This window comes from Actinacidiphila alni (genome assembly GCF_900112845.1).
GTDB lineage: Bacteria > Actinomycetota > Actinomycetes > Streptomycetales > Streptomycetaceae > Actinacidiphila > Actinacidiphila alni.
This window is the reverse complement of record NZ_FONG01000011.1, coordinates 35,682-56,890: the sequence shown is the minus strand read 5'-3', so window position 1 is coordinate 56,890 and position 21,209 is coordinate 35,682. Positions and strand designations below refer to the sequence as shown.

General features: G+C 71.4%; 17 protein-coding genes. 11 read left to right on the top strand and 6 right to left on the bottom strand.

Annotated features, from left to right (window positions below):
- Positions 1 to 9: 9 nt before the first annotated feature.
- Positions 10 to 999: an aldo/keto reductase gene (locus BM076_RS19430; RefSeq protein ID WP_093714890.1), complete on the top strand. Its 990-nt coding sequence runs from the start codon at positions 10 to 12 to the stop codon at positions 997 to 999.
- Positions 1,000 to 1,003: 4 nt separating this feature from the next.
- Positions 1,004 to 1,840 carry an amidohydrolase family protein gene (locus tag BM076_RS19425; protein WP_093714889.1) on the top strand — a complete coding sequence of 279 codons (837 nt, stop codon included), beginning with the start codon at positions 1,004 to 1,006 and terminating at the stop codon, positions 1,838 to 1,840.
- A gap of 39 nt (positions 1,841 to 1,879) precedes the next feature.
- Here the strand turns inward: BM076_RS19425 and BM076_RS19420 are convergent, their stop codons facing one another.
- Together BM076_RS19420 and BM076_RS19415 are read right to left on the bottom strand one after the other, a co-directional pair.
- The gene (locus BM076_RS19420) at positions 1,880 to 2,551 is read right to left on the bottom strand and encodes a FadR/GntR family transcriptional regulator (RefSeq protein ID WP_093714888.1); all 672 of its coding nucleotides are present in this window, start codon (positions 2,549 to 2,551) and stop codon (positions 1,880 to 1,882) included.
- A gap of 103 nt (positions 2,552 to 2,654) precedes the next feature.
- Positions 2,655 to 3,482: a helix-turn-helix domain-containing protein gene (locus BM076_RS19415; RefSeq protein ID WP_245796153.1), complete on the bottom strand. Its 828-nt coding sequence runs from the start codon at positions 3,480 to 3,482 to the stop codon at positions 2,655 to 2,657.
- A 103-nt stretch (positions 3,483 to 3,585) separates the two neighbouring features.
- Between BM076_RS19415 and BM076_RS19410 the strand changes: the two genes are divergently transcribed.
- Complete coding sequence (locus tag BM076_RS19410; RefSeq protein WP_093714886.1) at positions 3,586 to 4,161, top strand: TIGR03086 family metal-binding protein; 576 nt, start codon at positions 3,586 to 3,588, stop codon at positions 4,159 to 4,161.
- The gene (locus BM076_RS19405; protein WP_093714885.1) at positions 4,158 to 4,925 is read left to right on the top strand and encodes a hypothetical protein; all 768 of its coding nucleotides are present in this window, start codon (positions 4,158 to 4,160) and stop codon (positions 4,923 to 4,925) included. The genes BM076_RS19410 and BM076_RS19405 overlap by 4 nt, the downstream gene beginning before the upstream one ends.
- A 32-nt stretch (positions 4,926 to 4,957) precedes the next feature.
- On the opposite strand, the gene BM076_RS19400 is transcribed toward BM076_RS19405, so the two are convergent.
- From BM076_RS19400 to BM076_RS19385, 4 genes are all read right to left on the bottom strand, one after another.
- A complete protein-coding gene (locus tag BM076_RS19400) occupies positions 4,958 to 6,580 on the bottom strand; it encodes a glycerol-3-phosphate dehydrogenase/oxidase (protein WP_093714884.1) in 1,623 nt (540 codons plus the stop codon).
- Positions 6,581 to 6,588: 8 nt separating this feature from the next.
- Complete coding sequence (gene glpK, locus BM076_RS19395; RefSeq protein WP_093714883.1) at positions 6,589 to 8,166, bottom strand: glycerol kinase GlpK; 1,578 nt, start codon at positions 8,164 to 8,166, stop codon at positions 6,589 to 6,591.
- Between the two features lie 106 nt (positions 8,167 to 8,272).
- Positions 8,273 to 9,061, bottom strand: coding sequence for an MIP/aquaporin family protein (locus BM076_RS19390; protein ID WP_093714882.1), 789 nt, complete (start codon positions 9,059 to 9,061; stop codon positions 8,273 to 8,275).
- Between the two features lie 208 nt (positions 9,062 to 9,269).
- Positions 9,270 to 10,034 carry an IclR family transcriptional regulator gene (locus tag BM076_RS19385; RefSeq protein ID WP_093714881.1) on the bottom strand — a complete coding sequence of 255 codons (765 nt, stop codon included), beginning with the start codon at positions 10,032 to 10,034 and terminating at the stop codon, positions 9,270 to 9,272.
- 336 nt (positions 10,035 to 10,370) lie between these two features.
- On the opposite strand from BM076_RS19385, the gene metH reads away from it, so the two are divergent.
- The 7 genes from metH to BM076_RS19350 all read left to right on the top strand — a co-directional run bounded on the left by metH (position 10,371) and on the right by BM076_RS19350 (position 21,206).
- Positions 10,371 to 13,850 carry a methionine synthase gene (gene metH, locus BM076_RS19380; protein WP_407640680.1) on the top strand — a complete coding sequence of 1,160 codons (3,480 nt, stop codon included), beginning with the start codon at positions 10,371 to 10,373 and terminating at the stop codon, positions 13,848 to 13,850.
- 157 nt (positions 13,851 to 14,007) lie between these two features.
- Positions 14,008 to 14,709: an HAD family hydrolase gene (locus tag BM076_RS19375; protein WP_093714879.1), complete on the top strand. Its 702-nt coding sequence runs from the start codon at positions 14,008 to 14,010 to the stop codon at positions 14,707 to 14,709.
- Positions 14,710 to 15,038: 329 nt separating this feature from the next.
- Positions 15,039 to 16,598: an ABC transporter substrate-binding protein gene (locus tag BM076_RS19370; RefSeq protein ID WP_093715050.1), complete on the top strand. Its 1,560-nt coding sequence runs from the start codon at positions 15,039 to 15,041 to the stop codon at positions 16,596 to 16,598.
- A gap of 124 nt (positions 16,599 to 16,722) precedes the next feature.
- Positions 16,723 to 17,742 (top strand): ABC transporter permease, encoded by a 1,020-nt coding sequence (locus BM076_RS19365; protein WP_245796152.1) that lies wholly within the window; start codon positions 16,723 to 16,725, stop codon positions 17,740 to 17,742.
- Positions 17,742 to 18,782: an ABC transporter permease gene (locus BM076_RS19360; RefSeq protein WP_093714878.1), complete on the top strand. Its 1,041-nt coding sequence runs from the start codon at positions 17,742 to 17,744 to the stop codon at positions 18,780 to 18,782. The genes BM076_RS19365 and BM076_RS19360 overlap by 1 nt, the downstream gene beginning before the upstream one ends.
- A complete protein-coding gene (locus BM076_RS19355) occupies positions 18,779 to 19,870 on the top strand; it encodes an ABC transporter ATP-binding protein (protein ID WP_093714877.1) in 1,092 nt (363 codons plus the stop codon). Before BM076_RS19360 ends, BM076_RS19355 begins: the two co-directional genes overlap by 4 nt.
- Entirely contained in the window at positions 19,854 to 21,206 is a 1,353-nt protein-coding gene (locus BM076_RS19350) for an ABC transporter ATP-binding protein (protein ID WP_093714876.1), read from the top strand. The genes BM076_RS19355 and BM076_RS19350 overlap by 17 nt, the downstream gene beginning before the upstream one ends.
- The last annotated feature ends 3 nt before the right edge of the window (positions 21,207 to 21,209 follow it).

The window sequence follows — 21,209 nt, the reverse complement described above, 5'->3', positions numbered from 1 at the left end:
GAGCCCGCCATGCCCGTACCCGCACTGCCCCGGCTCGGCCTCGGCTGCGCGCCGCTCGGCAATCTCTACCGCGCCGTCGCCGAGGAGGAGGCGGAGGCTGTCGTGGCCGCCGCCTTCGAGACCGGGGCCGCGGGGCCGGTGTATCTCGACACGGCGCCGCACTACGGTCTCGGCCGCTCCGAGGAACGCCTCGGCCGGGCGCTCGCGGGGCGGGACCGCGGCTCGTACGTGCTGTCCACCAAGGTCGGCCGCAGGCTGCGCGACCTGCGGCCGGGCGAGGCCCCGGACGGGCAGGGCTTCACCGACCTGCCGGCCCGCGCCCGCGAGTGGGACTTCAGCGCCGACGGCATCCGCGCCACGCTGGAGGGCTCGCTGGAACGCCTCGGCGTGGACGCCGTCGACATCGTCTATCTGCACGACGTCGAGGACCACCTGCCGCAGGTGTACGCCACCGGCTTCGCGGCCCTGGCCGACCTCCGCGACCAGGGGGTGGTCAAGGCGATCGGCTTCGGCATGAACCACAGCGACGTCCTGGCCCGGCTGGTCACCGACCTGGACGTGGACGTGGTGCTCTGCGCGGGCCGCTGGACACTGCTGGAGCGCACCGCGCTCGACGACCTGCTGCCGGTCTGCGCCCGGCGCGGCACCCAGGTCGTCGTCGGCGGCGTCTACAACTCCGGGCTGCTGGCCGACCCGCGGCCCGGCGCGCACTACAACTACCAGCAGGCGCCCCCGGAGGTGCTGGCCCGCGCCCAGGCCATCGAGGCCGTCTGCGCGGAATTCGGCGTCCCCTTGCGAGCCGCCGCGCTGCGCTACCCCTTCGCGCACCCGTCGGTGGTCTCCGCCCTGATCGGCGCGGCGAGCGCCGCCGAAGTACGCGACAACGCCGCGCTGTTCAGCTACGACATCCCCGACGCACTGTGGACCGCGCTGGTCGCGCGCGGCCTGCTCGACCAGGACGTGCCGCTGCCGGTGGCCGCACCGGGGCCGGGGGCCTGAGCCGATGCGGATCGACGCGCACCACCATCTGTGGGACCTGGAGCGGCGGCCGCAGCCCTGGCTGACCGGCGCGGCGCTCGACCCGATCGCCCGCACCTTCCGGCCGGCCGACCTCCTCCCCGAACTGGACGAGCACGGGATCGACGCGACCGTCCTCGTCCAGTCCAGCTCCTCGCTCGACGAGACCCGCGAACTGCTCGCCCTGGCGGCCGCGTCGGGCGGCCGGATCGCCGGCGTCGTGGGCTGGGCCGATCTCACCGATCCGGCGCTGCCCGACGTGCTGGCCTCGCTCGCCGCGGCCGGACCCCTGGTCGGGATACGCCACCAGGTGCAGGACGAGGCGGACCCCGACTGGCTCGCGCGCGCCGACGTGGTGGCCGGTCTCGCCGCGGTCGGCGCGGCCGGTCTGGTCTACGACCTGCTGGTCACCCACGACCAGTTGCCGGCCGCGACCGCGACCGTACGGGCGCTGCCCGGCACCCGTTTCGTGCTCGACCACGGTGCCAAACCGGCGATCGCGGCGGGCGGTCGGGAGCCGTGGGCGGCGCGGGTCACGGACCTGGCGGCGCTGCCGAACACCGCGTGCAAGCTGTCCGGGCTGGTCACCGAGGCCGACTGGGAGCGGTGGCGGCCCGCGGACGTGCTGCCGTACGCCCGGCACCTGCTGGACAGCTTCGGCCCTGACCGGCTGCTGTTCGGCTCCGACTGGCCGGTGTGCACACTCGCCGGAAGCTACGGGGACGTGCTCGCCCTCGCGGAGGAGGCGGTCGCCGGACTTCCCGCCGCGGACCGGGCCGCCGTCCTGGGCGGCACGGCGGCCCGCGTCTACGGTCTGGGCTGAGCCCCCGGAGAAGCTACGGCGGTACGAGGAGCTACGGCGCTACAGGGTCGAGCGCAGCCACTGCTCGACGCTCGCCACATGCACCGTCGCCCAGGAGCGGGCGGCCTCGGCGTCGCGGTCGCGCAGCGCGGTGAGGATCGCGCGGTGCTCGTGCAGGGTGCGGCTGACCGCGTCCTCCTGGGTCAGGCCGCGCCACACCCGGGCCCGGGTGGTCGGCCCCGACAGGCCGTCAAGCAGCGAGCACAGCACCGAATTGCCGGAGCCCTGCACGATGCCGCGGTGGAACTCCAGGTCGGAGGCGACCAGTTCCTCCACCGACGGCTGCGGCCCGAGCGCGTCGAGCTTGCCCTCCAGCGCGTCCAGCTCCTCGACGGGGATGCGCACCGCGGCCATCGCGGTGGCCGCGGGCTCCAGGATCCGGCGCACGGCGAGGAATTCCAGCACCGTGTCGTCCCGGTGGAAGTCCACGACGAAGCTGAGCGCTTCGAGCAGCAGTTGCGGGTCCAGGCTGGTGACATAGGTGCCGTCGCCCTGCCGTACGTCCAGGATGCGGATCAGCGACAGCGCCCGCACGGCCTCCCGCAGGGAGTTGCGGGACAGTCCCAGCTCGGCCGCGAGCTCGCTCTCCTTGGGGAGCCGGTCTCCGGGACGCAGCGCCCCGGAGACGATCATCTCCTTGATTCTCTCGATGGCCTCGTCGGTGACCGCCATCAGCGCCTCCCCTGCTCAGGTCCCGCCGCCGCCAGACCTCCGATGTATTGGTCTCATTATGGGCCCGCCGGGCCCGAACACCTAACAGTGGGCACCACCGGGCTCAGCGGCTGGCGTACCGGCTCGGCGGCGCGCCGACCGCGGCGGTGAAGTCGCGGGTGAGATGGGCCTGGTCGGCGTAGCCGAGGTCGGCGGCCAGCGCCGCCCAGTCGATGTCCGCGCCGCCGTCCGCGCGGGCCGCCGCCTCATGGAGGCGCGCCCTGCGCAGCACCCACTTGGGGCTGGCCCCGACATACTCCGCGAAGAGCCGTTGCAGCCGCCGTACGGGCATGTCCAGCTCGCGGGCCAGCTCGTCCACCCGGAAGAGCTGCGGGCTCGCCGTGATCCTCTCGACCAGCTCCGTGACCTCGGCGACCAGCGGATCGGGCCGGGCCGAGCGGAGCAGCCCGAGCAGATGGTCCTCGGCGAGTGCGGTCATCGCCGTCAGGTCGTCCAGTACCAGGATCTCCCGGTTCAGCGCCGCGAGGCCCGGCCCGGCGTCCGGGCCGAGCAGCTCCGCGGCGGGCACCGCGCGGTCCGCGAGATCCGCGACCGGGCCGTCGATGAACGGCCGGAAGGCGCCCGGCCGGAATTTCACCCCCAGCACCTGCCCGCGCCCGGACAGCACCCTGTTGAACACCCCGCGCTGCACCCCGTAGACCAGCGGCCCCGGTTCCTCGAAGACCAGATGCACATTGGGGTGCGCGAGCACCTTCTGCTCGTGGTCCGGGCGCCCGCGCAGGTCCCAGCGCGGATTCCAGTAGAACTCGACCAGCGGCGCCAGTTCCGGCCGGGGCGCCCGCTGCCGTAGCTCGACGCGCCCGGCCGCCAGGTCGGGCCGCAGCACCCCGCGCCCCATTCCGTGCCCGCCCGTGCCGTCCGCCCCGCTCATGCCGCCACTGTAGGCGCGGCCACCGACAAGGCCCCGGTACGACGGACGGCCGCTGTCGCGTTTCTTCAAGACCGGCGGTCGGCCCACGCCTAGCGTCGGTGGCATGAACTTCCACGCACAGATCGCCGACAGCGCGGTGGAGGCCGCCCGGGTCGCCGCCGGGGTCACCGACGACCGGCTGACCGGCGCCACGCCCTGCCCCGACTACGACACCCGCGCCCTGGTCAACCACTGGGTCGCCTACACCGGCCCCGGCATGGAGCTGCGGGCCCGCAAGCAGCCGTATCCCGATGACCTCGCGACCCGCGACTTCACCGCGGAGCGCGGCTGGGCCGCGGCCTACGCCGAGCAGCTGCGCAGGTCCGCCGACGCCTGGGCCGACCCGGCCGCCTGGGAGGGCGACCTGGACATGGGCGGCATGGCGATGTCCGCCGAGGCCATCGCCGGCATGCTCTTCATGGAGCTGCTGCTGCACGGCTGGGACGTCGCCAAGGCCACCGGGCAGGAATTCCGCGCCGACCCGGCGTCCGGGAAGCTGCTGCTGGCGATCGTCCGCGAACAGGCCGAGATGTTCCGCCAGTACAAGGGCTTCGCCGAGCCCGTCGAGCCGCCCGCCGGCGCGACCGACTTCGAAATCGCTGTCGCCCTCTCCGGCCGCGACCCATACTGGGCCGCGTGATCCAGTACGACCTCATCGCCCGGGTGCGGGAGCTGTGCCGCGCCGACGACCGGATCGGCGCGGCCCTGATGTACGGCTCCTTCGCCGCGGGCGAGGGCGACGCCCACAGCGACGTCGAATTCTGGCTCTTCGCCGAGCCGGAGCGGCGCGCCGAGCTGGACCCCGAGCGGTGGATCGGTCAGGTCGCGGCCACCGATCTGGTGCTGCTCAATGAATTCGGCAGCCATGTCGCGCTCTTCCCCGGCCCGGTGCGCGGCGAATTCCACTTCGCCACCACCGACGACATCCCGTCCGTCGCGCGGTGGCCGGCCCGCGGCGCCGCCGTGGACACGATGATCGTGGTGGACCGCGAGGGCCTGCTGACCCCGGTGCTCGCCGCGGTGCCGGAACACCCGGTGATCCCCTCGCGGCCGCAGGAGATCGCCGATCTGTGCGGCCGCTTCGCCAACTGGCTGGTGCTGGCCCTGCACGTGGGCGCGCGCGGCGAGCGGCTGCGCGCCCAGGACGCGCTGTGGCACGCCGCCCGCCATGTGCTGTGGATGGCCCGGCTCGCCGAGAACAGCACCGCGCACTGGCTCACCCCGTCGCGCGCCGCCGAGGCCGAACTGCCCGCCCGTACGGTCGCGGCCGTCGCCGAAGCCACCCCCGTGAGCCTCTGGCGCGAGGGCCGCGACCGCTGGCTGACCCTGCTGGCCAGGACCGGCCGCCCGGAGCCGGCCGCGCTCTTCGCCGAGCTGGACCGGCTGACGGCCGCCGTCGGCTGAGCGCGGCGGCGGCCGTCAGGACCGGGCGGATCTCAGTCCCGCGCCCGCAGCAGCCGCTCGACCCCGTCCCGTACCTCCGGGGTGTCGAGACCGCGGATCGTCAGCGTCGTCCGCCGCCGCAGCACGTCGTCGGCGTCCTGCGCCCACTCGTGGTCGCGGGCGTAGACGACCTGCGCCCAGATCTCCGGCGCGTCCGGGTGGATCCGGGCGGCGAGCGCCGGGTCCTCGTTGGCCAGCCGGGCGATGTCGAAGGCCAGCGAGCCGTAGTGGGTCGCCAGGTGCCGCGCGGTGTCGGCGGCCATCCGCGGCCCCGGCGCGTCGCCGTCGACCAGCAGCCGGTGCGCCACCGCGTCGGGGCTGGCGAAGCCCGGCAGCGGCGCCCGGCGCGGCAGCCGCGCCATCGGCTCCATGTCGTCGGCCAGCGGGTGGCCCGGCAGCGACGCCAGCTTCGTCATCACGGTGCGGCCGATGTGCCGGAAGGTCGTCCACTTGCCGCCCGCCACCGACAGCATGCCGCCGGTGCCCTCGGTGACCACCGTCTCCCGCTTGGCCTTGGAAGTGTCGCCGGGGCCGCCCGGCAGCACCCGGAGCCCGGCGAAGGAGTACGTCATCAGGTCCCGGGTCAGCTGCTGGTCGCGGACGGAGAAGGACGCCTCGTCCAGGATCTGCGCGATGTCGGCCTCGGTGACCCGCACATCGGCAGGGTCGCCCTCGTACACCTCGTCGGTGGTGCCGAGCAGCAGCATGTCCTCCCAGGGCAGGGCGAAGGTGATGCGGTACTTGTCGATCGGCGTGGCCAGCGCGGCCCGCCACGGCGAGTGCCGCTTGAGCACCAGGTGGGCGCCCTTGGACAGCCGGATCGACGGCGCCGCCGCCGGGTCCTCCATCCGCCGCAGGTGGTCCACCCACGGCCCGGTCGCGTTAAGCACCAGCCGCGCGTCCACCCCGAATTCGCTGCCGTCCACACGGTCGCGCAGATCGGCGCCGGTGACCCGGCCGCGGGTGAAGCGCAGCCCGGTCACCTCCGCGTGGTTGAGCACGGTGGCGCCCGCGTCGACCGCGGCCCGTACCGTCATCAGCGCCATCCGGGCGTCGTTCATCTGCCCGTCCTCGTAGACGGCGACCGCGCGCAGATTGTCGGTGCGCAGTTCCGGCACATCCTGCGCGGCCTTCGCGGGGCTGATCACATGGCCGACACCGTCCCGGAAGGCGGACAGCGCCGAGTACGCGAAGACGCCCGCGCCGAGCTTGGCCGCGCCGTGCGGGCCGCCCTTGTAGACCGGCAGGTAGAAGGTGAGCGGATTGGCCAGGTGCGGCGCGATGTCCCGGGAGACCGCGCGCCGCTCCAGGTGGTTCTCGGCCACCAGCTTCACCGCGCCGGTCTGCAGGTAGCGCAGACCGCCGTGGAGCAGCTTGGAGGAGGCCGACGAGGTGGCGCCGGCGAAGTCACCGGCGTCCACCATGGCCACCCGCAGCCCCGACTGGGCGGCGTGCCAGGCGGTGGTGATGCCGAGGATGCCGCCACCGACGACCAGCAGGTCGTACGTGGCGCGGCCGAGGACGTCCCGGGTCTCGGCCCGTCCGGGGTTGGCGCCGGCGGTCGGGTGCGAACCCAGGGCGGGAACGCGCGGCAGGGTGGGCTGCACGGTGGTCATGGTGGGTCTCAGTGCTCCTTCGCGGTGCTCTCGTCGAGCCAGCCCATCGTGGCCTGCACGGCCTTGAGCCAGCTCTTGTACTCGCGGTCCCGCTGGGCCGCGTCCATCCGCGGGGTCCACTCGGCGGCGCGCCGCCAGTTCGCCCGCAGCGCCTCGGTGTCGGGCCAGAAGCCGACCGCGAGACCGGCCGCGTAGGCCGCGCCCAGGCAGGTGGTCTCGGCGACCATCGGGCGCACCACGGGCGCGTCCAGGAAGTCCGCGAGGGTCTGCATGAGCAGGTTGTTGGAGGTCATGCCGCCGTCGACCTTGAGGGCCGCCAGCTCCACGCCGGAGTCCTTGGTCATCGCGTCGGCGATCTCCCGGGTCTGCCAGGCCGTCGCCTCCAGGACCGCGCGGGCGATGTGCGCCTTGGTGACGTACCGGGTCAGACCGGCGATCACCCCGCGCGCGTCGTCGCGCCAGTAGGGGGCGAACAGGCCGGAGAAGGCCGGGACGAAGTAGGCGCCGCCGTTGTCCTCGACGGAGGAGGCGAGCGTCTCGATCTCGGCGGCGGTGCTGATCAGCCCCATCTGGTCGCGCATCCACTGCACCAGCGAGCCGGTGACCGCGATCGAGCCCTCCAGCGCGTAGACCGGCGCGTCGTCGCCGATCCGGTAACCGACGGTGGTGATCAGGCCGTTGTAGGAGTTCACCGGGGTCTCGCCGGTGTTCATCAGCATGAAGGTGCCGGTGCCGTAGGTGGACTTGGCCTCGCCCTCGGCGAAACAGGTCTGGCCGAACAGCGCGGCCTGCTGGTCGCCGAGCGCGGAGGCCACCGGCACGCCGTCCAGCACACCGCCGACGGTGGCGCCGTACACCTCGGCGGAGGAGCGGATCTCCGGCAGCACGGCGGCCGGCACACCGATCGACTCCAGGATCTTGGCGTCCCAGTCCAGGGTGCGCAGATTCATCAGCAGCGTGCGCGAGGCGTTGGTGACGTCGGTGACGTGCCGGCCGCCGTTGACCCCGCCGGTGAGGTTCCAGATCACCCAGGAGTCCATGGTGCCGAAGAGGATCTCGCCGCGCTCCGCACGCTCGCGCAGGCCCTCGACGTTGTCCAGCAGCCAGCGGATCTTGGGTCCGGCGAAGTACGAGGCCAGCGGCAGGCCCGTCTCGCGGCGGAAGCGGTCCTGGCCGACGTTGCGGCCCAGCTCCCGGCAGAGCGCGTCGGTACGGGTGTCCTGCCAGACCAGCGCGTTGTGCACCGGCTCACCGGTGTTCTTGTCCCACAGCAGGGTGGTCTCGCGCTGGTTGGTGATGCCGATCGCCTTGACGTCGGCGGCGGTGAAACCCTCGATGTCCTGGGCGGCCTTGCGGATGGCGCCCTCGACGACCTCCTGGACATTGGTCCAGATCTCGGCGGCGTCGTGCTCCACCCAGCCCGGCTTGGGGAAGATCTGCTCGTGCTCCTTCTGGTCGACGGCCACGATCCGGCCGTCCCGGTCGAAGACGATGCAGCGGCTGGAGGTGGTGCCCTGGTCGATGGCGGCGATGAACGGGCCGGTGCCGTGCGAGTGGCTGCTGCCCGTGGCGGTGGTGTCGGTCACGTCGTGCTCCTCGGTGGTCTGCGCGGGGGAAGGGCTGCGGGGGAGTGGCGGCTCCGGCGGGCGGCCGCCGATGGCGGGTGCCGCCGCGTGCCGCCGTCGGTGCGTGCTACGTGAAGGCGAGCTTGTACAGGCCGCCGGCTATCGCGGCGCCGGCCAGCGGGCCCAGCACCGGGATCCACGCGTAGCTCCAGTCGGAACCGCCCTTGTTGGGCAGCGGCAGGAGGCTGTGCACGATACGCGGGCCGAGGTCGCGGGCCGGGTTGATCGCGTAGCCGGTCGGCCCGCCGAGCGACAGACCGATGCCGACCACCAGCAGCGAGGTGAGCAGGATGCCGGTCCCGTTGAGCGCCAGGCCCTTGGTCATGCCCTGGGTGAGGATGAAGAGCACCAGGACGGCGGTGCCGATGACCTCGGTGAGCACGTTCTGCACCGGGTTACGGATCTCCGGGCCGGTCGAGAAGATGCCGAGAACGGGGCCCGCGGGACGGCCCTTGCGGTCGGTCTCCGGGCCCTCGGGCGAGGTCTCGCCCTCGCCGATCACCTCGGGGTCGGTCAAGTGCGCCTGGAACTGGCCCAGATAGGCCACCCACACCAAGAAGGCGCCGATCATCGCGCCGAGCAGCTGGCCCATCAGATAGAAGGGCACGGTGTGCCACACACCGGACTTGATGGCCACGCCGAGCGTGACGGCCGGGTTGAGCTGGCCTCCGGAGTAGCCGTTGGCGATGTAGGCACCGCCGAGGACGGCGAATCCCCAGCCGAAGGAGATGGCGACCCAGCCCGCTCCCTGTGCCTTCGATCTCTTGAGCGTGACGGCGGCGCAGACGCCGCCACCGAGCAGGATGAGCACGGCGGTGCCAATGGTCTCGCCGATGAAGATGTGGCCGTTGGACACAGCGACTCCTTTGTCCAAGTGTCTTGACGTCAGGGCACGAGCGGCCCGGGTTCCGTCCGGCGTTCGACAATGTCGACCGTACAGCGAATATTTTCCTCCCGGAAGCGGCAGGTCAAGAGGGTGGGACTGTGAACTGCGCGAAAGGGCGCGTGAACGGTGCGGAAGGCCCCGTACGACCGGGCGGGGGGCGGGGTGGGACCCGGCCTCGTCAGAAGCGGGCGGCGCCCAGGTCGCGGGAGACGGCGCGGGCGCAGTCCCGTACCGCCGCGACCAGCCGGGCCTGGATGCCGGACTCGTCGCAGACCCGTTCCACGGCGCCGGTGATGCCCACCGCGCCCACCGGCATCCGCCGCCGGTCGTAGACGGGCGCGGCCACCGACGCCACGCCCTCCCAGGTCTCCTCCAGGTCCGCGGCCCAGCCGCGCGCCCTGGTCAGGTCGAGCACCGCCTCCAGCTCGGCGGCCCCGGTGACGGTGCGGGCGGTCAGCGCGGCCCGCTCGTGCTCGGCCACCTCGTTGTGCGCCACCGGGTCGAAGGCGGACAGCACCTTGCCGAGCGCGGTGCTGTGCAGCGGGTGCATCGCGCCGACCTCCAGCGCCTGGCGGCTGTCGTCCGGCCGGAAGACGTGGTGCACGATCAGCACCCCGTCCTGGTGCAGCACCCCGAGATACGCCGCCTCGCCGCTGGACCTGGCCAGGTCGTCGGTCCACACCAGGGCGCGGGCCCGCAATTCGTGCACGTCCAGATAACTGTTGCCCAGGCGCAGCAGCTCGGCGCCCAGCTGGTACTTGCCCGAGACCGGTTCCTGCTCCACGAAGCCCTCCTGCTGGAGGGTGCGCAGGATGCCGTGCGCGGTGCCCTTGGCCAGGCCCAGCGAGGAGGCCACGTCGGACAGGCCGAGCCGTCGCTCGCCGCCGGCCAGCAGCCGCAGGATGGCCGCCGCGCGTTCCAGCGACTGGATGGGACCTGGCATCGGAGCACTCCAAGCGAGGGGGGGCGGCCACGGACCGGTCGGACGGCCCGAGGCGATGATCGCAGTGATCATTCTGTCGTGCGTCGGTCGACAATGTCGACCTTCATCGTCTCAGAACCGATTCTGGCACTGCCGTCCGCCCTTCGGAATGCCTTCGAGCCGTGGCGTCCCGGCCCGCTAGGCTGGCCGGGTGCGCGTCCCGCGGCCGACTCGTCGGCGCGGCGGGGACACGCATAGCCGACAGCCGTCGCATCCCAGGGAGCACGTTCCATGGCCTCGCTTTCTCCGTCGTCCCCTACGTCCGGTTCCTCCGCATCGCTGACGAGCGCGTCGCCGATGAACGCCCCCCGCGCCGCCGCCCTCCGCGAGGCGCTCGCCTCCCGCGTGGTCGTCGCCGACGGCGCCATGGGCACCATGCTCCAGGCGCAGGACCCGACGCTGGACGACTTCCAGCAGCTCGAGGGCTGCAACGAGATCCTCAACATCACCCGCCCCGACATCGTGCGCTCGGTCCACGAGGCGTACTTCGCGGTCGGCGTGGACTGCGTCGAGACCAACACCTTCGGCGCCAACCACAGCGCGCTGGGCGAGTACGACATCCCGGGACGGATCCACGAACTGGCCGAGGCGGGCGCGCGCCTGGCCCGCGAGGTCGCCGACGGCTTCGCCGCCGACGGCCGGCCGCGCTGGGTGCTCGGCTCGATGGGCCCCGGCACCAAGCTGCCGACCCTCGGCCACGCGCCCTACCAGGTGCTGCGCGACGGGTACGAGGCCAACGCGGCCGGACTGATCGCCGGCGGCGCCGACGCGCTGATCATCGAGACCACCCAGGACCTGCTGCAGACCAAGGCCGCCGTGATCGGCGCCCGCAGCGCGATGGCGTCCGCGGGGGCGGACCTGCCGGTGATCTGCTCGGTCACCGTCGAGACCACCGGCACGATGCTGCTCGGCTCCGAGATCGGCGCCGCCCTGACCGCGCTGGAGCCGCTGGGCATCGACCTGATCGGCATGAACTGCGCGACCGGACCGGCCGAGATGAGCGAGCACCTGCGCTATCTCGCCCGGCACTCGCGCATCCCGCTCACCTGCATGCCCAACGCCGGCCTGCCGGTGCTCACCAAGGACGGCGCGCACTACCCGCTGACACCCGGGGAACTGGCCGACGCGCACGAGATGTTCGCCCGCGAGTACGGTCTGTCCCTGGTCGGCGGCTGCTGCGGCACCACGCCCGAGCACCTGCGGCAGCTCGTGGAGCGGGTCGGCGGCCAGGACCTGCACCCGCGCAGGCCCCGCCCCGAGCCGGGCGCGGCCTCCCTCTACCAGACCGTGCCGTTCCGGCAGGACACCTCGTACCTGGCGATCGGCGAGCGCACCAACGCCAACGGCTCCCGCAAATTCCGCGACGCGATGCTGGAGGGCCGCTGGGAGGATTGCGTGGAGATGGCCCGCGACCAGATTCGCGAGGGCGCCCACCTGCTCGACCTGTGCGTGGACTACGTCGGCCGGGACGGCGTCGCCGACATGGCCGAGATCGCCGGCCGGTTCGCCACCGCCTCGACACTGCCGATCGTGCTGGACTCCACCGAGGTGGAGGTGCTGCGCGCGGGCCTGGAGAAGCTCGGCGGCCGTGCGGTGCTCAACTCCGTCAACTACGAGGACGGCGACGGGCCCGAGTCGCGCTTCGCCAAGGTCACCGCCCTCGCGCGGGAGCACGGCGCGGCACTGATCGCGCTGACCATCGACGAGGAGGGCCAGGCCCGTACCGCCGAGAAGAAGGTGGAGATCGCCGAGCGGCTGATCGCCGACCTGACCGGCAACTGGGGCATCCGTGAGAGCGACATCCTCATCGACTGCCTGACCTTCACCATCTGCACCGGCCAGGAGGAGTCCCGGGGGGACGGTGTCGCCACCATCGAGGCGATCCGCGAACTCAAGCGCCGGCACCCCGATGTGCAGACCACGCTCGGCCTGTCCAACATCTCCTTCGGCCTCAACCCGGCCGCCCGCGTCGCGCTGAACTCCGTCTTCCTCGACGAGTGCGTCAAGGCCGGCCTGGACTCGGCGATCGTGCACGCCTCCAAGATCCTGCCGATCGCCCGCATCCCCGAGGACCAGCGGGAGGCGGCGCTCGACCTGGTCCACGACCGGCGCCGCGAGGGTTACGACCCGTTGCAGCGGCTGATGGAGCTGTTCGAGGGCGTCGACAACAAGTCGCTGAAGGCGAGCCGGGCCGAGGAGCTGCTCGCGCTGCCGCTGGAGGAGCGGCTGCAGCGCCGGATCATCGACGGCGAGAAGAACGGCCTGTCCGCCGACCTGGACGAGGCGCTGGCCGAGCGGCCCGCGCTGGACATCGTCAACGACACGCTGCTCGCGGGCATGAAGGTGGTCGGCGAGCTGTTCGGCTCGGGCCAGATGCAGCTGCCGTTCGTGCTCCAGTCCGCCGAGGTGATGAAGACCGCGGTCGCCTATCTCGAACCGCACATGGAGAAGAGTGAGGACGACGGGAAGGGCACCATCGTGCTCGCCACCGTCCGCGGCGACGTGCACGACATCGGCAAGAATCTGGTCGACATCATCTTGTCCAACAACGGCTACAACGTGGTCAATCTGGGCATCAAGCAGCCGGTCTCTGCGATCCTGGACGCCGCCCAGGAGCACCGGGCCGATGTGATCGGCATGTCCGGCCTGCTGGTGAAGTCCACGGTGATCATGAAGGAGAACCTGGAGGAGCTGAACCAGCGCGGCCTGTCCGCCGACTTCCCGGTGATCCTCGGCGGCGCCGCCCTGACCCGCGCCTATGTCGAGCAGGATCTGCACGAGATCTACCAGGGCGAGGTGCGCTACGCCCGGGACGCCTTCGAGGGCCTGCGGCTGATGGACGCGCTGATCGGCGTCAAGCGCGGGGTGCCCGGCGCGGCGCTGCCGGAGCTGAAACAGCGCCGGGTGCCGCAGCGGCCCGTCGCCGAGGAGGAGCCGGTGGTCAACCTCGGCCAGATCCGCTCCGACGTCGCGGTGGACAATCCGGTGCCCACGCCGCCGTTCTGGGGCAGCCGGGTGGTCAAGGGCATCCAGCTCGCCGACTACGCCTCCTGGCTGGACGAGGGCGCGCTGTTCAAGGGCCAGTGGGGCCTGAAGCAGGCGCGCTCGACCGGTCCGACGTACGAGGAGCTGGCCGAGACCGAGGGCCGGCCGCGGCTGCGCGGGCTGCTGACCCGGCTGCAGTCCGAGGGCCTGCTGGAGGCCGCGGTCACCTACGGCTACTTCCCGTGCGTGTCCAAGGGCGACGACCTGATCGTGCTCCATGAGGACGGCACCGAGCGGACCCGCTTCACCTTCCCGCGCCAGCGCAGGGGCCGGCAGCTGTGCCTCGCGGACTTCTTCCGGCCCGAGGAGTCCGGCGAGACCGATGTCGTCGGCTTCCAGGTGGTGACCGTCGGCAACCGGGTCTCCGAGGCGGCCAATGAGCTGTTCGCCGCCGACGCCTACCGCGACTATCTGGAGCTGCACGGCCTGTCGGTGCAGCTCGCCGAGGCGCTGGCCGAATACTGGCACGCGCGGGTCCGCGCCGAGCTGGGCTTCGCAGGGGAGGACCCGGCCGAGGTCGAGGACATGTTCGCGCTGAAGTACCGCGGCGCGCGCTTCTCGCTGGGCTACGGGGCCTGTCCCGACCTGGAGGACCGGGCCAAGATCGCGGAGCTGCTGGAGCCGGGCCGGATCGGGGTGGAGCTGTCCGAGGAGTTCCAGCTGCACCCCGAGCAGTCCACCGACGCGATCATCATTCACCACCCGGAGGCCAAGTACTTCAACGCGCGTTGAGCGTCACTCACCAGCGCGTCGTACACTTGACGGTCCGGCAGAGGCCGGTCGCCCTCCCGCTCGCGGGACGCGGCGACCGGCCTTTGTGTCCCCCGGGAACGGGGCAGGTCGCGAGGGGGCGGCGCCGGCACCGCTGACCAGCCGAGGAGTGGGGCGTATGACCAGCAGCATCCCCGTCGCCGACACCCGTATGGCGCAGGGCCCCGCCCTCCAGGCGGTGCTCCTCGACATGGACGGCACCCTGGTGGACACCGAGGGTATCTGGTGGCTCGCGGAGAGCGAGGTCTTCGCCGACCTCGGGCATGTGCTGGACGACACGCACCGCGAGGTGGTGATCGGCGGCCCGATGGCCCGCAGCGTCGGCCATCTGATCGCGGCCACGGGGACGACGGCGACCCTGGCCGAGCTGACCGTGGCGATCAATACGCGCTTCGAGGCGCTGATCGCGCACGGGGCGCCGCTGATGCCGGGTGCCCGCAGGCTGCTCACCGAACTGTCCGCGCACGGCGTCCCGACCGCCCTGGTGTCGGCCTCGCACCGGCGGACCATCGACGTGATGCTGCGCACGCTGGGCGCGGAGAATTTCGCCTTCACCGTCGCCGGGGACGAGGTGAGCCGCACCAAGCCGGACCCCGAGCCGTATCTGACGGCCGCGGCGAAGCTCGGCGCGGACCCGGCCGCCTGTGTGGTGGTCGAGGACACCCTCACCGGTGTGGCGTCGGCCGAGGCCGCCGGCTGCCGGGTGGTGGCGGTGCCGTCATTGGTGCCGATCCCGCCCGCTCCCGGCCGCACCGTCGTCGGCTCGCTGGAAGAGCTGAGTGTTCCGTTCCTGCGCGCTGTGAATGCGCGCGTTCACTGAGCGTATTCCTGAATAGGGCCGCTCAGGGCCGTCTCACAGGTCGGGACCGGCTCTTGGTGATCTATGTCACGGGCGCGGAAGGTCGACAGTGCGCGCCCGGAGCTGAAAGAGATCCGCAGATCGGAGCCCATGACCCGGCGGAATGCCCGAAATGCTCCGACCGGTGCGGAACGTACCGTCGTCCGTTAATCGGTGTTCCGGACCTCGTTATCGGTATGTAATTCCGCCTCAACTTTGCCGTGCCCTGGTGGAGTACGACCGTCCGGATAGTGTCCCTGCTGGTCAATGCCGAATCGAACGACCGGCATTTGAGCAAGGGGATTCACTGGATGTCACGTAACAAGCGTGTCGTCGCCGCAGCCGCCGTGGCCTTCCTGGCCGTCGGTGCGTCCGCGTGTGGTGGCAAGAAGGACAACTCGTCGGCCGGTGGCGGAAAAGGCGCCGTGATCGTCGGAACCATCGACTCGGTGTCGTCACTCGACCCCGCGGGAGCCTACGACTACGGCTCCTGGGAGGTCATCGACAGCGTCTACCAGAAGGTCATGCACTTCCCGACCGGCGGCACCACGCCGGAGCCGGATGCGGCCAAGTCGTGCGCCTTCACCGACCCGAAGACGTACGCCTGCACGCTCCAGCCGGGGCTGGTGTTCTCCAACGGCGACAAGCTCACCGCCGCGTCGGTGAAGTTCTCGTTCGACCGCATGGTCGGCATCGCGGCGCCCAACGGCCCCTCCAGCCTGCTCGGCAGCCTGGAGAGCACCGAGGCCAAGGGCACCGACCAGGTGGTCTTCCACCTGAAGCAGGCCGACTCGACCTTCCCCTCGGTGCTCGCCACCGACGCGGGCGCGATCGTCGACGAGAAGACCTTCCCGAAGGACAAGCTGCTCGACGGCTCCAAGATCGTCGGCTCCGGCCCGTACACGCTGGACAAGTACACCGCCAAGCAGCAGGCGTCGTTCCTGGCCAGCAAGACGTACAAGGGCCCGGCCAAGCTCAACAACGGGCAGTTCGTGCTCCAGTACTTCTCCGAGGCGTCCGCGCTGAAGCAGGCCGTCAAGGACGGCACGGTCAACGCCGCCTTCCGCACCCTGTCGCCCACCGACACCGCGGACCTGAAGAAGACCTCCGGCATCCAGGTGCTCGACGGCACCGGCACCGAGAAGCGCTACCTGGTCTTCGACGCCAAGGTGAAGCCGGCCGACCAGAAGGCGGTCCGCCAGGCGGTCGCCCAGGTCATCGACCGCGAGGGCATCGCCAAGGACGCCTACGACGGCACCGTGGCCCCGCTCTACTCCATGGTCGGCAACGGCATCCAGGGCCACACCGAGGCGTTCAAGGACAAGTACGGCACGCCCGACAAGGCCAAGGCCGCCGCGATCCTCAAGGCCGCAGGCATCACCGCCCCGGTCGACCTCGCGTACGCCTGGACCCCCAGCCACTACGGCGCGGCGGCGGCCGACGAGGCCACCGCGATCAAGCGGCAGCTGGAGGCCACCGGCCTGTTCAAGGTGAAGCTCAGCTCCACCGAGTGGCAGCAGTACCAGAAGGACGAGAAGTCCGACACGTACGCCTCGTACATGATCGGCTGGTTCCCCGACCTGCCCGACGCCGACAACGACGTCTCGCCGTTCCTGAGCAAGCAGCCCTTCCTCGGCACCGGCTACGACAACAAGCAGGTCCAGGACCTGCTGGTCAAGGAGCAGGGCACCGACGACCCGAAGGTGCGCGACCAGGCGTTCGCCGACATCCAGAAGATCGTGGCCGACGACGCCCCGATCATCCCGCTCTGGCAGGGCAAGCAGACCGTGGTCATCCGCGACGGTGTGACCGGGGCCGACAAGGCGCTGGACCCGACGATGTTCCGGTTCTACGAGCTCGGCACCAAGTGACGGACGGCCGGTCCGCGGGGGACACCCCCCCGCGGACCGGCCGCTTCTGCCGTCCCCCCACCCCGCGCTCTGACGGAAACCGTTCCTGAGCCTGCTTCATGTTCCTGAAGAAAGACACACTCAGTTGAGCAACACGAGCAAGCAGTCCGGGTCGCTGCGCCGCTACGTCCTCACCAGGATCGCGCTCGCCGTGCCCATGGTCCTCATCCTGCTGGTCCTGGTCTTCGTGATGATGCGGGTGGCGCCCGGTGACCCCATCTCCGCCTCGCAGGGCGGCAAGCTGAACGCGGCCGAACTCGCCGCCAGACGCCACGCGGCCGGCTTCGACGCCCCCCTCTACCAGCAGTTCTGGGACTACCTGAAGTCCGTCGCCACCCTGAACTTCGGCACCACCTTCTCCGACCGCCGCAGCGTGCGGGACATCATCGTCGAGAACGGCGGCGCCACCCTCACCCTGACCGCCGGCGCGCTGGTCTTCGCCGCCGTCATCGGCATCCCCGTCGGACTGCTGGCCGGGCGCTACCGGGACCGCGCCGTGGACGTCACCAGCCGGCTGTTCAGCACCGTCAGCTACGCCGCGCCGGTCTTCGTCACCGCGCCGCTGCTGATGCTGGCCTTCGGCTCCACCTCCGGCCAGGCGTCCCCGCTGGTACAGCTCAACGTGCCCACCCAGACGCACATCCTGATCCTCGACGCGGCGCTCGCCGGCGACTGGGACGCGGTCGGCGACATCACCCAGCACCTGATCCTGCCGTCGGTCTCACTCGGCCTGCTCGTGGTCGGCGTCTTCATCCGGATGATCCGGATCAACCTCATCCAGTCGCTCCAGGGCGACTACATCGAGGCGGCCCGCGCCCGCGGCGTCAAGGAACGCCATGTGGTGGCCAGGCACGGCTTCCGCAACGCCCTGGTGCCGGTCATCACGGTGCTCGGCCTCCAGGTGGCCATGCTGCTCGGCGGCGCCGTGCTCACCGAGCAGATCTTCAACTGGCCCGGTATCGGGCGCCAGTTGATCGACTACATCAACCAGCGCGACTACGTCGCCGTCCAGGGCATCGTCACCGTCTTCGCCTTGGTCGTCGTGGTGATCAGCATGCTGATCGACTTCGTGAACGCGCTGATCGACCCGAGGGTGCGGTACTGATGGCCCAGACAACCCCCACAGCCCCCGTCGGCGAGACGCCCGCGGGCCCGCCGCTGCCCGCGCCCCGGTCGGCCCGCTTCGGCGGCCTGCGCCGGATCTGGGCGGCGATCCGCGAGGCCCGCGGCGTACCGCGCTTCATGCTCTGGACCGGCGCCGTGATCTCCGCGCTCTTCGTGATCCTCGCGCTCTTCGGCCCGCTGATCGCGCCGTACGGCTTCGACACCTACCAGTCCGGCGGCACCCGCTTCCCCAAGCAGGGCGCGCCCGACGGCGACCACTGGTTCGGCACCACGGTGCAGAGCCTCGACGTGCTCTCCCGCACCGTCTACGGCGCCCGCACCGCCCTTGAGGTGATGGTGCTCGCCGTGGTGTTCTCGCTGGTCATCGGCGTCCTGCTGGGCCTGCTGTCCGGCTACTTCGGCGGCTGGCTGGACCGCATCCTGGTGCTGGTGATGGACGCGCTGTTCGCGTTCCCTTACCTGCTGCTGGCGATCGTGGCCGGTTTCGTCTTCGCCGGGATCGCGGGCGGCAGCATCATCACCGCGGCGCTGTCGATCACGGTCGTCTACATCCCGCAGTACTTCCGGGTGGTCCGCGCTTCGGCGCTGTCCGCCCGCGAGGCGACCTTCGTCGAGGCGGCCCGCGCGATGGGCGCCAAGCCGTCGGTGGTGATCCGCAAGTACCTGTTCGGCAACGTCATCCAGTCGGTGCCGGTGATCACCACGATGAACGCCGCCGACGCCATCGCGACCCTGGCGGGCCTGGGCTTCCTGGGCCTGGGCATCCAGCCCACCGACGCCGCCGAATGGGGCTACGACCTCTCCCGCGCCATCGACGACGTGAACGCCGGCATGTGGTGGACCTGCCTCTACCCGGGCCTCGCCATGATCATCGCGATCCTCGGCTTCACCCTGCTCGGCGAGGGCCTCAACGACGTCCTCAACCCGACCATGCGCCGCCGCCGGATCTCCAAGGTGCTGCTCCCGGCACACACCCGCCGCCGCACGGTCGACGCCACAGAAGGGACGGCCGCCGAATGAGCACCGTGACCGAACCCATGAACCGCACCGCCGACCCCGTGCTGTCCGTCCGCGACCTGCGCGTCTGGTACGGCACCGAACGCGGCCCCGTGCGGGCCGTGGACGGCGTCAGCTTCGACGTACGGCCCGGCGAGACCCTCGGCCTGGTCGGCGAGTCCGGCTGCGGCAAGTCCACCCTGGGCCGGGGCGTGCTGGGCCTGACCCCGGCCGCCGCCGCGGTCGACGGCGACGTACGGCTGAACAGCAAGGGCGGCGCGGGCCGCAATCTCACCGAGCTGTCCGACCGCGAGATCCAGCAGCTGCGCGGCCCCGAACTCGGCCTGATCTTCCAGGAGCCGATGACCCGGCTCAACCCGCTGATGCGGATCTCCCAGCACTTCGAGGAGGCCCTGCACACCCACCACAAGGGCCTGCCCAAGAAGGAGGTCAAGGCGCGCGCCCTGGAGGCGCTGCGCGGCATGGGCATCCCGGAGAGCCGCTACGAGAACTACCCGCACGAGTTCTCCGGCGGCATGCGCCAGCGCATCATGATCGCGCTCGCCCTGGTGCTGCGGCCCGCGTTCATCGTCGCGGACGAGCCCACCACCGCCCTCGACGTGCTGGTCGAGGCCCAGATCATCCGCATCCTCGCCGACCTGAGGAAGAACTTCGACACCTCTTTGGTGCTGATCACGCACAATCTCGGTATCGTCGCCGAAGCGTGCGACCGGGTCGCGGTGATGTACGCCGGACACATCGTCGAACAGGGCGATGCGCGTACGGTCTTCGCCGACCCGCAGCACCCGTACACCAAGGAACTGCTCCGCTCGACCATCTCGCTGTCCACCACCGGACTGCACTTCATCCCCGGCAGCCCGCCGGACCTGGTGCAGCCGCCGGAGGGCTGCCGCTTCCACCCGCGCTGCCCGGTGGCGATGGTGGGCTGCGCGACGGTGGAGCCGCCCGAGGTGACGCTGCCCTCCGGTGTGCGCAGCACCTGCTGGCAGCAGGCCGTCGAGGTCGATCCCTCGCTGGCCGACGAGTTGGGAACGGGCGGGCGCGAGCCGCTCGCCGCCGTGAAGGAGATCAGCGTTGCTGACGAAGCCTGATGTGAAGCCCTCCGGCGAAGGCGCCGGGGACAGCGCGGAGGCGCTCGTCGAGGTCGCGGACCTCGAAGTCCACTTCGGCCTGCGCGGCAGCCTGCTGGGCCGCTTCGGCGGAAAGGCGGCCGGCGCCGTCAAGGCCGTCGACGGCGTGAACCTCACCCTGCGCAAGGGCGAAGTGCTCGGCCTGGTCGGCGAGTCCGGCTCCGGCAAGACCACCCTCGGCCGCACCCTGATCGGCCTGAACAAGGCCACCGGCGGCTCCATCCGCTACCGCGGCCAGGAGATCTCCGGCCTCGGCGAGCGCGCCCTGCGCCCGCTGCGCCGCAAGCTCCAGATGGTCTTCCAGGACCCGCACGCCTCGCTCAACCCCGCGATGGACATCCGCACCGCGGTCGGCCACCCGCTGCGCATCCACGGGCTCGTGGACAGCGAGCAGGAGTACGACGCACGGGTCACCGACGCCCTGGAGCGGGTCGGCCTCACCCCGCCCGAGCGCTACCTCGGCAAGTTCCCCGCCGACCTGTCCGGCGGCCAGAAGCAGCGCGCCGTGCTGGCCCGCGCGATCATCGCCGAGCCGGAGCTGCTGGTCGCCGACGAACCGATCTCGATGCTCGACATGAGCGTCCGCGCCAAGATCCTCCAGCTGATGCTGGACCTCAAGCGCGACCTGGACCTCACCTACGTCTACGTCACGCACGACCTGGCGAGCGCGAAGTTCTTCTGCGACACCATCGCGATCATGTACCTGGGCCGGATCGTCGAGTACGGCCCCACCGAGCAGGTCTTCGCCGACCCGCAGCACCCGTACACCAAGGCGCTGCTCGCCGCGATACCCGAGCCCGACCCGCGGCTGGCCGTGGAGCGCGAACTGCCGCGCGGCGAGATCCCGGACGCGGCGGCGCCGCCGCTGGGCTGCGCCTTCCACCCGCGCTGCCCGGTGGCCGTCGCCGAGTGCGGCTGGGAGGCCCGCGACCTGCGCGCGCTGCTGGAACGCCGCTGGCTCGACCTGCCGCCGGAGACCTCGGCGGCCGAGAAGGCCCTGCTGGGGAACTTCGACGAACCGGCCGCGCCCGGCCTCGGCACGGTATCGATCGCCCCCGGGAGAAGCCACACGGCCGAGGATGTGCTGGAATACCTCCGGCGTCTGCGTGAGGAAGCATCGGCGTCCGATCCGCGTGAGCCCTTCTGGCGCGGAGTGGTCTCGATGCATGCCGAAAGCGGCCGGGCCGTGGTGGAGTTCGCCCCGCCACGCGATCCGCGCCTCGACCTGATTCCGAAGACCGGCGTGCAGGTCGCCTGCCACCTGCACCAGCACGCCGCGAGCGCCCAAGGAACATGAGCA

Bases quoted from the DNA above. Each gene is read 5' to 3' on its own strand.
- BM076_RS19400 (WP_093714884.1), bottom strand. From the start codon at position 6,580: ATGACCACCGTGCAGCCCACCCTGCCGCGCGTTCCCGCCCTGGGTTCG.
- BM076_RS19410 (WP_093714886.1), top strand. From the start codon at position 3,586: ATGAACTTCCACGCACAGATCGCCGACAGCGCGGTGGAGGCCGCCCGG.
- BM076_RS19425 (WP_093714889.1), top strand. From the start codon at position 1,004: ATGCGGATCGACGCGCACCACCATCTGTGGGACCTGGAGCGGCGGCCG.
- BM076_RS19375 (WP_093714879.1), top strand. From the start codon at position 14,008: ATGACCAGCAGCATCCCCGTCGCCGACACCCGTATGGCGCAGGGCCCC.
- BM076_RS19385 (WP_093714881.1), bottom strand. From the start codon at position 10,034: ATGCCAGGTCCCATCCAGTCGCTGGAACGCGCGGCGGCCATCCTGCGG.
- BM076_RS19430 (WP_093714890.1), top strand. From the start codon at position 10: ATGCCCGTACCCGCACTGCCCCGGCTCGGCCTCGGCTGCGCGCCGCTC.
- BM076_RS19355 (WP_093714877.1), top strand. From the start codon at position 18,779: ATGAGCACCGTGACCGAACCCATGAACCGCACCGCCGACCCCGTGCTG.
- BM076_RS19415 (WP_245796153.1), bottom strand. From the start codon at position 3,482: ATGAGCGGGGCGGACGGCACGGGCGGGCACGGAATGGGGCGCGGGGTG.
- BM076_RS19360 (WP_093714878.1), top strand. From the start codon at position 17,742: ATGGCCCAGACAACCCCCACAGCCCCCGTCGGCGAGACGCCCGCGGGC.
- BM076_RS19420 (WP_093714888.1), bottom strand. From the start codon at position 2,551: ATGGCGGTCACCGACGAGGCCATCGAGAGAATCAAGGAGATGATCGTC.
- metH (WP_407640680.1), top strand. From the start codon at position 10,371: ATGAACGCCCCCCGCGCCGCCGCCCTCCGCGAGGCGCTCGCCTCCCGC.
- BM076_RS19370 (WP_093715050.1), top strand. From the start codon at position 15,039: ATGTCACGTAACAAGCGTGTCGTCGCCGCAGCCGCCGTGGCCTTCCTG.